Origin of the sequence: Candidatus Poriferisodalis sp. (assembly GCF_965204125.1) — a bacterium.
GTDB lineage: Bacteria > Actinomycetota > Acidimicrobiia > Acidimicrobiales > Poriferisodalaceae > Poriferisodalis.
The window spans coordinates 737,804-751,788 of sequence record NZ_OZ241968.1; the positions used below are offsets into that span (position 1 = coordinate 737,804).

Annotated in this window: 10 protein-coding genes; 8 read left to right on the top strand and 2 right to left on the bottom strand. The window is 67.9% G+C overall.

Going from position 1 to position 13,985, the window contains the following annotated elements; all coding sequences use genetic code 11:
• Positions 1–18 precede the first annotated feature (18 nt).
• On the top strand, positions 19–1,518 hold the full coding sequence (locus ACOGXD_RS03605; protein WP_419916554.1) for an SDR family oxidoreductase: 1,500 nt from the start codon (positions 19–21) through the stop codon (positions 1,516–1,518).
• Here the strand turns inward: ACOGXD_RS03605 and ACOGXD_RS03610 are convergent.
• Entirely contained in the window at positions 1,515–4,994 is a 3,480-nt protein-coding gene (locus tag ACOGXD_RS03610) for a carboxyl transferase domain-containing protein (protein ID WP_419916555.1), read from the bottom strand. The genes ACOGXD_RS03605 and ACOGXD_RS03610 overlap by 4 nt on opposite strands.
• Positions 4,995–5,095: 101 nt before the next feature.
• On the opposite strand from ACOGXD_RS03610, the gene ACOGXD_RS03615 reads away from it, so the two are divergent.
• The 3 genes from ACOGXD_RS03615 to ACOGXD_RS03625 all read left to right on the top strand — a co-directional run bounded on the left by ACOGXD_RS03615 (position 5,096) and on the right by ACOGXD_RS03625 (position 7,860).
• Positions 5,096–5,770: a nitroreductase family protein gene (locus tag ACOGXD_RS03615; protein WP_419916556.1), complete on the top strand. Its 675-nt coding sequence runs from the start codon at positions 5,096–5,098 to the stop codon at positions 5,768–5,770.
• 45 nt (positions 5,771–5,815) lie between these two features.
• Positions 5,816–7,066, top strand: a complete 1,251-nt coding sequence (locus ACOGXD_RS03620; RefSeq protein WP_419916557.1) for an acyl-CoA dehydrogenase family protein — start codon at positions 5,816–5,818, stop codon at positions 7,064–7,066.
• 71 nt (positions 7,067–7,137) lie between these two features.
• Positions 7,138–7,860 carry a TSUP family transporter gene (locus tag ACOGXD_RS03625; RefSeq protein ID WP_419916558.1) on the top strand — a complete coding sequence of 241 codons (723 nt, stop codon included), beginning with the start codon at positions 7,138–7,140 and terminating at the stop codon, positions 7,858–7,860.
• 37 nt (positions 7,861–7,897) lie between these two features.
• Here ACOGXD_RS03625 and ACOGXD_RS03630 read toward each other — a convergent pair whose 3' ends face one another.
• Positions 7,898–9,124, bottom strand: coding sequence for a pyridoxal-phosphate-dependent aminotransferase family protein (locus ACOGXD_RS03630; protein WP_419916559.1), 1,227 nt, complete (start codon positions 9,122–9,124; stop codon positions 7,898–7,900).
• A gap of 147 nt (positions 9,125–9,271) precedes the next feature.
• Between ACOGXD_RS03630 and ACOGXD_RS03635 the strand changes: the two genes are divergently transcribed.
• From ACOGXD_RS03635 to ACOGXD_RS03650, 4 genes are all read left to right on the top strand, one after another.
• Positions 9,272–10,492, top strand: coding sequence for an aspartate aminotransferase family protein (locus ACOGXD_RS03635; RefSeq protein ID WP_419916560.1), 1,221 nt, complete (start codon positions 9,272–9,274; stop codon positions 10,490–10,492).
• 29 nt (positions 10,493–10,521) lie between these two features.
• A complete protein-coding gene (locus tag ACOGXD_RS03640; protein WP_419916561.1) occupies positions 10,522–10,953 on the top strand; it encodes a nuclear transport factor 2 family protein in 432 nt (143 codons plus the stop codon).
• Positions 10,954–11,079: 126 nt separating this feature from the next.
• Positions 11,080–12,777: an N-acyl-D-amino-acid deacylase family protein gene (locus tag ACOGXD_RS03645; protein ID WP_419916562.1), complete on the top strand. Its 1,698-nt coding sequence runs from the start codon at positions 11,080–11,082 to the stop codon at positions 12,775–12,777.
• 30 nt (positions 12,778–12,807) lie between these two features.
• Positions 12,808–13,968 carry an amidohydrolase family protein gene (locus ACOGXD_RS03650; protein ID WP_419916563.1) on the top strand — a complete coding sequence of 387 codons (1,161 nt, stop codon included), beginning with the start codon at positions 12,808–12,810 and terminating at the stop codon, positions 13,966–13,968.
• Positions 13,969–13,985 lie beyond the last annotated feature (17 nt).

Here is a 13,985-nt window from a genome sequence, read left to right on the forward strand (position 1 = left end):
GGCAGCAAAGATGTGGCTGTGAAGCTCGCAGTGCTCGGTGCGACGGGGTATGTCGGCGGCCGTCTCGTGCCGCATTTGATCTCGGGCGGCCACGACGTGGTGTGCATCTCACGCAATCCTCAGCGGCTGGCAAACCGTTCCTGGCGCAGAGACGTCGAGGTGCGCGCCGGCGACGTGGCAGACGCTGAGTCGCTGGAAGCAGCGCTGGCCGGATGCGACGCTGCGTTCTACCTCGTCCATGCCATGGGCATGACCGACGACTTCGCACACGCTGACCGAATCGGCGCCCAGAACATGGCGCACGCTGCCGAGACGGCCGGGCTGCAGCGGATCGTGTATCTCGGCGGGCTGGGCAGCGACGCGCCCTCGAAGCTGTCACCCCATCTGGAGAGCCGGCACGAGGTCGGGCGACTGCTTGCCAGCGGGTCGGTGCCGGTCACGGAGCTTCGAGCAGCGGTCATCATCGGCTCGGGCAGTGCTTCCTTTGAAATGCTGCGACATCTCGTCGAAGTGCTGCCGGCGATGACTTGTCCACGCTGGGTCACGGCCACTCGCTGCCAGCCCATCGCCATCGCCGATGTCCTGCACTACCTCGCCAATGCGGTGAGCATGCCCGCGGCGGCACACGAGATCGCCGAGATCGGCGGCCCCGATGTCGTGTCGTACCGCGACATGATGCGTGCCTACGCGCGCTGCGCAGGCTTGCGACGAAGGCTGATCCTGCCGGTGCCGGTGCTCACCCCCCGCCTGTCGTCGCACTGGGTGAAGCTGGTGACCCCGCTGCCCTACGACCTAGCGCGGCCGCTCGTGGACAGCCTCGTCAATGACGTCGTGGTCAGCGAGGCCCGCAGCATCGATCGCTGCTTGGGGCATCAACCGCTGTCCTTGGACGAAGCCCTTGAGCGAGCGTTGCAGCATGTTCAGGACTTGGACATCACGACCAGCTGGATGGACAGCGCTGCCGGTCGCACAGCAGCGTCGCCGATGCCCCAAGACCCCGATTGGGCCGGGGGGACTGTGCTGGCAGACGAGCGCGAGGTACTGGTGGACGCGTCTATCGAGGTTGTATTCGCGACAGTGTCCGGCATCGGCGGCCAGCGCGGTTGGTACGCGAGCCAATGGCTGTGGCAGCTGCGAGGTGCGCTCGACAAGCTGGTCGGCGGCGTGGGCATGCGGCGGGGTCGGCGGCACCCAGATGAGCTGCACGTCGGCGACGCAGTCGACTTCTTCCGCGTCGAGGTCTGCGAGCCGCCCAAACTGCTGCGGCTCCGCGCAGAAATGCGAGTGCCGGGCGACGCATGGCTGGAATGGCAGCTCAGCGAGTCGGCCGAGGGAGTGCTGCTGCGTCAGCGGGCACGCTTCCATCCCAGGGGTGTGCTCGGCCGCCTCTACTGGTGGTCGCTCGTCCCGATCCACACGATGATCTTCCGTGAGCTGATCGTGCGGCTGGCATCTTCGGCCGAGGCCCAGGCGGCACGGCCAGAACTAGGCGAGACAAATGAGGGCCGAACAAATTAGGGCCGGTATGCGATCGGGCGCGGTGCGAGCTGAGCCGGTCGGTTGACCACCCGGTAGGCGCCCTCGATCCATTCGCAGATCAGCCGCCGGGTGTCACGGGGGTCGATCATCTCCTCGATCTGGAACCGGTTGAGCGGCCCGATGGGGCCACGCGCCGCCTCGATGCGAGCCTCGAGCTCGGCCCGCAGCGCCACCGGGTCCTCCGCCTCAGCCAGCTGCCGCTTGTAGGCGGCCTCGATGCCGCCCTCGGGCGGGATGCCGCCCACGTCGGCGGCCGGCCACACCACACGGGCGTTGTGCTGGCGCCGGGGCGTGGCGTAGTTGTTGCCGGCCACACCGAAGCTGCGCCGCATGAGCACGGTGAAGATCGGCACCGCGGCCTGCGCGAACGCCGTCATCCAGGTTGCGCCCTTGCGGATCGTGCCGGTGATCTCGTGCTCGACACCGACTGCGAAGCCGGGGTTGTCGCAGAGGTTCAGGATCGGCATGTGGAACAGATCGCACAGGTCGATGTGGCGGGTCAGCTTGTCGCAGCCGTCGGCGGTCAGCGCGCCGCCGTTGGGGTGACGGCTGTCCGACGCCAGCACGCCGACCGGGTGGCCGTTCATGCGCGCGAACCCGACGACCTGATCGGTGCCCCACAGCGGACCGATCTCGAAGAATGAACCGCGGTCGCAGACCAGCTCGATGCCGCGACGGATGTCGAACGTCGTGGTGCGCTTGCGAGGGATCAGCGTCAGCAGCTCTTCCTCACGCCGATCCGGCGGATCGTCAGGATCCGGCGGCAGCACTGGCGGCGTCTCGTACACCGACGACGGCAGGTACGACAGGAACTGTCGAACGAGCTCGGCCGCCTCTTCCTCGGTGTCGGCGAGGTTGTCCACCGAGCCGTTGGTGCAGTGGATGCGCCAGTCGCCGAGATCTTCCTTGGAGATGTCGTAGCCCATGGCGTGGCTTACGACCGGCGGCCCGGCAACGAACAGCTGCGAGATGTCGCGCACCATCACGGCGAAGTGCCCCAGCACGGCCTTCGCCGCGCCGATGCCGACCACGCTGCCCAGCAGCATGTTGACCACCGGCACCGTCGCGAGCTGCTCCGCGTACTCGGTGCTGCCCAGGTGCGACGGCAGGAACGAACCACCCCCTCCGGAAACCCGCGGGCGGCCGGCCTTGATGGCCCCCGTGCTCTCCTTGGCGCTGCTCTCGCCTTCCTTGCGCTGCTCGGGCACCATCGAGGCAACGCTGCCGCCGCCTGATGAACCGTCGAGCAGCCGGATGGACGGCACGCCCAGCTCGGTGGAGAGCAGGTCCAGGTAGAAGCTCTTGGCGCCGATGGCACCGTCGGCATGGCCGCCTCGCGACGTGAAATCGTCGGCGCAAACTACGACATCCCGGCTGTGGATCCGGCCGGTCCCGCCGACGTGATTGGCCGGCGTGAACGCTGCGATCTCGCCCTCGTCGTCGTAGGAAGCGAAACCAGCCAGGCTGCCGACCTCCCGGAAGCTGCCGTCGTCGAGCAGCAGACGGATGCGGTCGCGGCAGTGCAGCTTTCCCCGGTTGCGCTGGCGGACGACGCCGGGCTCGTCTGAGTCGGGACCCAGGCGTTCTTCGGCCAGCCGCTGCAGCGTCTGTACTTCGTCGAGCAATGGCTCCCAGCCGCTGAGAGCTGCGCCAGCGCTCGGAGCGCCCCCGGCATCTGCGCCAGACAGCACCACGGCCAGCACGTCGCCGGCCGCCAGTTGATCGCCTGGCTGCAGGTCGCGCAGCGCCGAAACCGCTCCCTCGCACGGTGCGGTGACCTCCGTCTCCATCTTCATGGCCGACAGCACTGCGAGCGCTTGCCCTGCCACCACGGCGTCGCCCGCGCTCACCCGAACTTCGACGACACTCGCAGGCAGCGGGCTGCGGATCGCAACCTCACCGTCGGCGAGTTCGCGGTCGGGCCATGTCGACGCCGGCGCGGAAACCGGTGGCGCCGCGGCAGGCTGCGCCGCCGAGGCGGGCTCCAGCATTGCTGCGCGCCGCGAGGCACTGCCGCTCATGTCGCCCGACATTCCGTTGATGCTCGTTGCGCCCGCTGCCCCATCGCTGGGCGGCGGCGCCATCTCCGCGAGCAGCGTGGTGCGCGCGTCACCGCTGCGCACGGCGGGGTGGCTGAGAATCTGGCGAAGCTGGTCGATGTTGGTGGGCAGCTGACCGATGTGGAAGTCGGCCAATGCGGCGGCCGTGCGGGCTGTTGCGTCTTCGAGGGTGCGTCCGGTGCCGATGACCTTGGCGAGCAGCGGGTCGTAGTGCGGCGGCGGTGTGTAGCCGGCATATCCAGCGGCGTCGACCCTCACGCCCGCGCCTGACGGCTCGTGGTAGGCGGAGATCGCGCCAGTACCGGTCGCCACGACCCGTGCTTGCACCGCATATCCACGCGGAACGGCAGCCAGCCGACCTGCGGCAGCGACCACTGCTGCGACTTCGCTCCGATCTGCGTTGTCGGCGACGACGCCGATCTCTTCCAAGCGCGCACCTGCAGCGATCCTGAACTGCGCCTCGACCAGATCGACGCCGGTGACCTGCTCGGTGACCGTGTGCTCCACCTGGATGCGCGGGTTGCACTCGATGAAGAAGTGGTCGCCGGTCTCGGGCGACACCAAGAACTCCACCGTTGCCGCATTCGCCAGACCGGCCTGTGCAGCGAGCCGAACGGCATCAGCGTGCAGCCGGTCACGCAGCCTGGCATCAAGTCCCGGCGCAGGGGCGATCTCGATGACCTTCTGGTTGCGCTGCTGCACCGAGCAGTCTCGTTCCCACAGATGCGCCACGTTGCCGTGGACATCGGCCAGCACCTGCACCTCGATGTGGCGTGGTCGTTCCACGAGGCGCTCCACAAACACAGCGTCGTCGCCGAAGGCCGCTGCGGCCTCACTGGAGCACCGTTCGAACGCTTCGGCGATGTCCTCGATGCGCTCCACAGCGCGCATGCCGCGGCCGCCGCCGCCGGCAGCGGCCTTCAGCATCACCGGGAGACCGATCTCCGCGGCAGCGTCAGCGGCCGCGGCCGCATCGGCGACGGCACCCGGCGATCCTCCGGCGACAGGAACATCGATCGAAGCAGCCAATGCGCGGGCACGGACCTTGTCGCCGAACAGCTCAAGCGTGTCCGCGATGGGGCCCACGAATGTCAGTCCCGCTTCGGCGCAACCGGCGGCAAAGGCTGCATTCTCCGCGAGGAAGCCGTAGCCCGGGTGGACACAGTCGCAGCCGTGCTCGGCTGCGATTCGCAGCAGGGCGTCGATGTCGAGGTACGCGGCCAGCGGATCGCGGCCCGGAAGCGGCGCGACCCGGTCGGCGGCCGCCAGGTGCAGCGAGCGCTCATCGACCGGCGCGTGCACCGCCACCGTCTCAATTCCCAGAGCACGTGCTGCTTTGGCGATCCGGATGGCGATCTCGCCACGATTGGCGATCAGGACACGGGTGAAGTTCACGATCCTCCCTCGGCATTGCCGCGACGCGGCCAGATACCGGCGATTCTGGCGCGAAAGCCACGCCCGGCGCGGAGTTGGCCGACCGATGCGAGACTGGCGAGATGGAGATTTACGACGTCATGCGCACCACCTTCGCCGCTCGGGACTTCACCGACGACGAAGTCACCGACGAAGTGCTGTACCGCATCTTCGACAATGCCCGATTCGCCGCCAGCGGCGGCAACCGCCAGGGCCACAAGGTCATCGTGGTGCGCGATCCCGCCCGAAAGAAGCGCCTCGGCGAGCTGTGCATCCCGGCGATGCGCGTCGCCGCGGCGCAGGTCGCTGCCGGCGAGGTGTACTGGCAGAGCTACAGCCCGTCATCGGTGAACATCGAAGAGGCCATGGCCGACGAATCGCTGAAGTTCCCGCTTCCGATGTTCGAGCACATGGACGAAGTGCCCGTCGTGCTGGTGATCACCGTCGATCTGCGCAACGTGGCCTCGATCGACAAGGAACAGGACCGCATCGGTGTAGTCAGCGGCGCATCGGTGTACCCGTTCGCGTGGAACATCCTGCTGGGTGCCCGCAATGAGGGCCTGGGCGGGGCAATGACCACGCTGCTCTCGGCAAGCGAACCCGCAGCCAAGGAACTGCTCGGACTGGAGGACTGGGAAGCGGTGTGCGCCCTGCTGCCGATCGGCAAGCCGACCAAGCAGCTCACCAAGCTGAGCCGGAAGCCGGTAGAGGAGATCGCCGTGCGGGAGCGGGGCGACGGGGAACCCTTCACGATCTAGCTCGCACCGGCCAGCTCGCAGCGGTGCATCACAGGAGGACGCCCGATGGCCATCGACTTCAGCCTGAGCCCCGAACTCGAGGAGCTCCGCAAGCGCATCGCCGCGTTCATCGACGTCGAGGTACGTCCGGTGGAAGGGCGCATCGATGGCGAACGGCTCGAAGAGACCGACCGCGACGCGTACGTGACGGCGCTGCTGGGCATGCGCAAGCGGGCACGCGACGAGCACCTCTGGCTGCCGCACATGCCTGCCGAATGGGGCGGCATGGGCTTGGGCCACGTCGAAATGGCCATGGTGCAGGCCGAGGCCGCCAAGACCCGGTTCGGCCCGTGGGTGCTCAACTGCCAAGCGCCCAACGAGGGCAACATGCACACGCTGCTGCACTGGGGCACCGACGAGCAGAAGCAGCGCTACCTGGCGCCGCTGTGCGAGGGCCGCGCCGAGTCGTGCTTCGCCATGACCGAGCCCGAGGTGGCCGGCTCGGATCCCACGCTCATCCAGACCCGCGGCTACCCAGACGGCGACGAGTGGGTGCTGAACGGGCACAAGTGGTTCATCTCGAACGCGCACCGGTCCAAGTTCGCCATCCTCATCGCCCGCACCGAGGACAATCCCGACATCCCCCAGGCCGGCAACTCAGCGTTCATTGTCGACCTGCCAGCCGACGGCTGGACGGAGGTGCGCCAGATCGAGACCATGCACGGCTCGACGGGCCACAGCGAGATCCTCATCGAGGACCTGCGAGTCGGCGCCGGCCAGATGCTGGGCGGTCGAGGACAGGGACACCTGCTCGGCCAGTACCGGCTGGGGCCGGCGCGCCTGGCGCACTGCATGCGCTGGATCGCCCAGGCTCAGACGGCGCTCGACATGATGGTCGATCGGTCGCTCAACCGGTTCGCCCACGGTTCGCTGCTCGCCGAGAAGCAGGGCATCCAGTGGATGATCGCCGACAGCACCATGGAGCTGTACCAGGCGAAGCTGATGGTGCTGCACGCGGCCTACAAGGTCGACCGGGCGCAAGCCGGCACAGGCGAAGACTTCAAGGCCGAAGTGTCGATGGCGAAGCACTTCGTGGCGAACATGCTCGGGCGGGTCATCGACCGGTCGATCCAGGTGCACGGAGCGCTGGGCTATTCCACCGACACCCCGCTGGCGCACATGTACCAGCACGCCCGCTGGGCCCGTTTCGCCGACGGCGCCGATGAGGTGCACCAGATGCGCATCGCGCAGCGCACCATCGCCGCCTACACCGACACCGGCAGCACCGGGGCCGCCACCGGCAACCTGCCGGTGTGAGCGTGCCCGACGAGCGAACTGCCATATGAGCGGCCAGCGAGACACCTCGTGAGCCGCGCCCAGCGGGTCCGATGAGTGTCCTCGAGTACTTGATCGCGGCGCTGTTCGTGGCCGCCGGGGCGGGAACGCAGGCGTGCATCGGCATCGGCATGGGCTTGATCGTGGGCCCGGTGCTGGTGACCATCGAGCCGACGGGGATTCCCGGACCCATGCTGATGCTCGCCGGTGGCATCAACCTCCGCAACGCCATCGCGGACCGAGCGGCCCTGAACGCTCCTGCTCTGCGCAGGCAGTTGATTGCAGCGCCGCTCGGTCTCGTCGGCGGTGTCGCGCTGCTGACCGTGCTGAGCGACCGCTCGCTGGCGATCGCTGTGAGCGTGTTCGTGCTGGCAGCCGTGGCGGTGCAAGCCATCGGATTCCGGCCGCCCGAGGGCCGGCGAGCCGATTATGCGGCCGGTGCCGGAACAGCGTTCTCGTCGTCGGTGGCGGCCGTGCCCGGGCCGGTGTATGCCGTCTTCGCCAGCCACTGGGAACCAGCCGCTCTGCGGGCCACCTTGGCTACCTTCATGCTGTTCGTCGGCACGGCGATCATCGCTGCCCTCGTCATCATCGGGGAGTTCGGCCTGCGCGAGCTGTGGCTCGCGCTGGGCCTGCTGCCCGCCGTCGCACTCGGGCTGCCGATCGGCAGGTGGCTGCGGCCGAGGATTGCAGGACCGCGCTTTCGGATCATCGTGCTGTCGGTGGCGGCAACCAGCGCCACTGTCGTGCTCGTCCGCCAGCTCGCGGCCGGCTAGGGGTCATCGGGGCTCGGCGAAGCCTCGGCGTGTTCGTCTAGGACCAGGGATCCTCGGGGCCGGGGGTCGGCTTGGGCACCGGCGTGGTTGCCTCGGCGATGACGCTGGCCGCTGCTGCGGCCCCCGAACCGCCCATCGGCGCATCCATGGATCCGAGCACGGCCTCGATGGTGCCGATGGTCCCGAGCAGCATCGGCGGGTTGAGGTGCCCCATGTGCCCGATGCGGAACGCCGCATCGGGGTCGCCTTGAATGTTGAGTCCCAAGGTGAGGCCAGCTTCGTTTTCGCACGTATGGCGGATCTGGCCAGCCGGCACCTCGCCCGTGCGCACCAGCGTCACCGAGTTCGCGCGATGCGACGGCACCGGCACGTTCAGCTCGAGCGCGCCCGGAGCCGACCATGCATCCACCGCAGCATGCACGGCACGCGCCATCACATCGTGGCGCGCCCAGATGTTCTCCAAGCCCTCCTCGTCGATCATGTCGAGCGCTTCGGCGAGGCCCCACAGGTGCTGGACCGGCGGGGTGCCGCAGAAGATCCAGTAGTGGGCGTCGGGATCGGTCCGCCGGGACCAGTCCCAGTAGGCGGTGCGCAGGTCGGCTCGCTGATGTGCTTCCCATGCCTTCGGACCCACCCAGACAATGCCGAGGCCCGGCGGCACCATCAGGCCCTTCTGGCTGCCCGCGACCGTTACGTCCACACCCCAGGCGTCCATCTCGAAGGGCTCGCAACCCAGTGACGCCACGCAGTCGGCCATCAGCAGCGCCGGGTGCTCGGCCTCATCCAGTGCACGTCGCACTGCGGCGATGTCATTTCGCACGGTGGTCGAGGTGTCGGTCTGGGCGACGAAGACCGCCGCAAACTCCCGTCCGACGTCGGCGCGCAGCCGGTCCAGCACGGCATCGAATTCGATGGCTGCCCGATCGGGTGCGTGCAGCACTTCGAACTTGACACCGCTCATGGCGGCCATCTCGGCCCAGTTCGTGGCGAAATGGCCCACCTCGAGCACGAGCACTTTGTCGCCGCGGGAGAGCGTGTTCGTCGTGGCCATCTCCCACGCACCGTGCCCGTTGGAGATGGCGATGTAGGCCCGGTGCTCGGTGCGGGCCAGCGCGGGCAGCCGCTCCAGCAGGGAGTAGGTGAGGTTGACCACCTCGCCCTCGTAGATGTTCGGGAGGGGACGGCGCATCGCGTTCAGCACCCGATCCGGGATGACCGACGGCCCGGGAATCATGACCAGCGGCCGGCCGTATCGCAGCGACATCGCAACTCCCTCCGGCAGCCGCGCCTGCCAGCGCCCCGCCAAACGCCATCAGCCTAAGGAGGCTGAGCCTCGGGCACGAGCGCACGCGTAGGCTGCGCCCAAGCCTCTGCCCAGGCTCTCGGGAGCGCAAACACGGGGGTGTCCACCATGGACAGCAACGCACTCATCCATCCATATTCGATTGTCAGCCGCAGCGAGAATGAGTTCATTCGGATCGTCTCGGGCGAGGGCGTCAAACTCACCGACGACGCTGGCAACGAGTACATCGACGGCCTCGCCAGTCTGTGGCTGTGCCAGATCGGCCACGGAAACCGCACCGTCATAGATGCCATCGGCGCGCAGCTCAATCAGCTGGCGACCTACAACACATTCGAGCCCTTCTCCAACGGCCCCGCGGTCGAACTCGCCGAGATGGTCCGCGCTCGATCGCAGCACCCCGACGGGCGAGTGTTCCTGGCATGTTCGGGCTCCGAAGCCGTGGACACGGCACTGAAGTTCGCCCGTCGCGTTCACCATCTCAAGGGCGACACCGATCGGCAGATCATCGTTCGGCGCTCCGCCGGCTACCACGGCGTGAATGTGGGCGGTACCAGCGTGCAGGGCGGAGCTGCTTACCGCGAGGGCTGGGGCGATCTCATGCCCCACGTGGTCGAGATACCCAACGACGACGTCGAGCCCGCCGCGCAGCTCTTCGCAGAGCAGGGCGAGCGCATTGCGGCGGTCATCTCCGAGCCCATTCAGGGCGCCGGGGGCGTTGTTCCGCCGCCGTCCGGGTATTTCGAGGGGCTTCGTCGACTGTGCACCGAACACGGCGCCTTGTTGATCTTCGACGAGGTCATCTGCGGCTTCGGACGCACCGGTAGCTGGTTCGGCGGTCAAGCCTTCGGCGTGGCACCGGACATGTTCACGTTCGCGAAGGGGGTCACGTCGGGCTACATCCCCTTGGCCGGCGTGCTGGTGTCACGCGACATCGCTGACCTGCTTGAGGCCGACGAGACCAAGTTCATGCACGGTTACACCTACTCCGGTCACCCGACAGCCTGCGCGGCCGGGATCGCGAACATCGGCGTCATCGAGTCTGAAGGACTGGTCGATCGGGCAAGCGAGATCGGCGACCGGATGGAAGAGGGCTTCCTGGCGCTCCAAGGCGACGGGATGATCGACAGCTACCGCGGACTTGGCGGTATCTGGGCCTGCGACTTGGGCCGAGACGCCACCGAGGCCAAGGAGGCCTTCCTCAAGCGAGGCGTCATCACGCGGTCCATCGGCAATGCACTCGCGTTCTGTCCGCCGCTCATCATCACCGACGACGAGATCGGACTGCTGTTCGACCGGCTCGACGACGCACTGCGCGCCACGGCGCCCTAGATCGCTTCGCAACAGGAGGACTGACGACCATGGAATCTGCCGAGACGCGGGCATTGATGGAGCGCTACTACGCAGCGCTGACCACCGCAGACCGAGACACCATGCTGGAGTGTCTCGACCCGGAGGTCACGTGGGTGCTGCCCGAGACGGCCGCCCAGGGCAACGCCGTCGACACGATGACAGGCGCAAAGGAGGTGGTGGAGGCCTTGGGAGGTCGTGTCGTCAGGCAGACCTTCGACATCTCCCAGCCGATCAGCCTCGAAGTCCGCAGGATGATCGTCGACGGCGGCACCGCCGTTGTGCAGCAGCGGCTGACGGCCACCGCCAAGGCCACCGGTCGCGACTACGACAACCAGTACTGCTGGGTGTACGACTGCCGCGATGGATTGATCGCCCACATGGAGGAATACACCGACACGCTCTACGCGGCTCAGCGGATGGGCTGGGACATCGAGGGCTGACATTCCTGCGCGCCGGCAAGCACGGCTGTCGCCTCACGCGGCACAATCAAGACGTCGCAACCGAGACATCGCAACCGAGAGATCACATCCGGGGCGTCGGACGCGCAAGCTTCAGGAGATATCGCCATGAGCACCTACGACATCGTCATCAAGGACGGGATGATCTTCGACGGCACCGGGGCACCGAGGGTGCGCGGCGACGTCGGCATCGCCGGTGGACGCATCGCCGCTGTCGGCCGGGTCGACGCCCGCGAGGGCGCCAAGGTCATCGACGCCTCCGGCATGCACATTGCCCCCGGCTTCGTCGACCTGCACACTCACTACGACGCGCAGGTTTTCTGGGACCCCTACTGCACGCTGTCGGGCTGGCACGGCATCACCTCGGTCGCCATCGGCAACTGCGGCTTCGGCTTCGCCCCGGTGGATCCCGACATGCGCGAGTACGCCATGCGCTCGATGACCCGCGTCGAGGCCATCCCCTACGAGTCGATGCGCCAGGGCATGCCCTGGGACTGGGTGACCTTCCCGGAGTACCTGGACAGCCTCGAACGCACGCCCAAGGCGATGAACATCCTGCCGTACGTGCCGATCGGCCCGATGCTGGTGATGGTGCTCGGCCTCGACGACGCGAAGTCTGGGCGGCTGCCCACCGAAGGCGAGCACGAGATGCTGGCCAAGCTGGTGCACGAGGCGATGGATGCGGGCGGCTGCGGCTGGTCGGCACAGCGGCTGCCTCCGACCGGGCCCGCTGCGGTGCAGCGCGACTGGGACGGCACGCCGATGCCGACCGACATGATGAACGACGAGACCGCCCGGGTGCTGGCCCGCGTGCTGGCCGAGCGCAATGAGGGCGTCGTGCAGATGACGCTCACCAGCGGCAACGTCGCCCACGACATGGCCCACCTCGAGGAGATCGCATCGATCAGCGGCCGGCCGCTGCTGCACAACGTGGTGCAGGCGTTCGAGGACAAGCCCAACATCCACCGCCGTCAGATCGAATGGCTGGAGCGCTGCCGCGAGCAGGGCGTTCCGGTGTACGGCCAGGGCGTGACCAGCGATGCCGGTTTCACATTCACTCTCGAAGACTGGAACCTCTACGACGACTCCGAGGCCTGGATGGAAGCCTGCATGGGCGACAAGGACGAGCGCCTGGCCAAGATGGCCGATCCCGAGCGCCGGCAAGCCCTCAAGGACACGATGCCCCGCACGGCGACCGCGGGAATCGAGACCGTGACCATCCTGTCGCCGCGCAGCGAATCGACCGAGCAGTACCGGGAGATGTCGGTGGGCCAGGCGGCCGAAGTCGCCGGCAAGCACCCGGTGGACCTCATGCTCGACGTGGCCGTGACGGACGGGCTCGACACCTTGTTCTTCGTGGCGCCGCCGCAGGGCAGCTCAGAACTGCTGCGCGACGTGGTGCAGTACCCGCACATGCTGTTCGGCGTGTCCGACGGCGGGGCGCACACCAAGTTCCTCACCGCAGGGCGCTACCCCACCGAGACGCTCTCCGAGCAGGTGCGTGAGAACCAGTGGGTGACCTACGAGGAAGCGCATCGGCGGCTGGCGGCGCTTCCCGCGCAGCTCGCCGGATTCCGCGACCGGGGCCTGATCCGCCAGGGCGGCCCCGCTGACGTCGTGGTGTACGACCCGGAGAACCTGGCAGTCGGCCCGAACGAGGTGGTGCACGACCTGCCGGGCGGCGAGTGGCGCCGCATCCAGCGGGCCAGCGGCTACCGCAGCGTCATCGTGAACGGCGCCGAGACCATCTCAGAGGACACCCAGACCGAGACCTACAGCGGCCAGCTCCTCCGCCACGGCGGCTAGCGGCCCGCACCCGCGACCCCAGGGGGAACCATGACGACGTATGCAGGCGAGCGGCTGATTCACGACACCGACAGCCACCTGATGGAACCGGTGGATTGGCTGGCGAGCTACGCCGACAGCTCCGTGGCCGCCAAGCTCCGGGACCTGAGCTTGTTGGGCGGGGGCGACGCGGCGACGCACGAGCTGGTGGAGCAGTGCTGGGCGCGGCGCGACGATCCTGAGGAGACGGCCAAGCTGGCGGCCGACGTGGTGGGCGGGCCGAAGGGCTATTTCGCCTACGGCTCCATGGACGCCAACGAACGGGTCGGAGCGCTCGACCAGCTGGGCTTCGCCAGCCAGCTCGTGTTCACGACGTTCGCGCACACGCAGTTCCACGCCCGCGGCGATGTCGACCTGGCGTACGGCGGCGCATCCGCCCACAACCGCGGTATCGCCGACTTCTGCTCGGTGGACCCGCGGCTGTTGGGCGTGGCGTTCGTGCCGCTAGAAGACCCGCAGCGCACCGTCGAGTGTGCGCGGGAGGCCATCGAGGTGGGATGCAAGGCCGCATGGATCCCTCACGGCGTGCCGACCGAGATGAGCCCCACCCATCCCGACTTCGACCCGCTGTGGGCGCTGTTGTCTGAGGCCGGCGTGCCGGTGCTGATGCACCTCGGGCCGAACGGCGGCAACCAGCTGCCGAAGACGTACCACAACAACGGGCGTACTCCGGGCAAGGACTTCGTGGGCGGCGGCGAGAACATGCGCTCGAAGGATTTCCTGAACCTGTACCACGACGCCGAAAACCTGCTGGCCTGCATGGTGCTGGACGGCATCTTCGAGAAGTTCCCAGAATTGCGCTGCGGGCTAATCGAGCTGGGCGCCGGCTGGGTGCCCAACCTGCTGCGCTCGCTGGACAACAGTGTCAAGGCGTTCGGCCGGCACGAGCCTGAACTGTCCAAGCTGACCATGGCGCCCTCGGACTACATCCGCCGCCAGGTGCGGTTCACGCCGTGGCACTTCGAGGACGTGGGCTGGCTGGTGGCCAACAGCGGGCCGGAGCTGTTCCTGTTCTCATCGGACTGGCCGCACCCTGAAGGCGGCCGCGACCCGATTGCGGAGTTCCAAGCCTCCTTCACCGCGGCCGGTCTCAGCGAGGGCACCACTGCGCCGTTCTGGGCCGGCAACGCCTCATTCCTGCTCGGCGTGTAGCGCTGCTGGGCCCACTC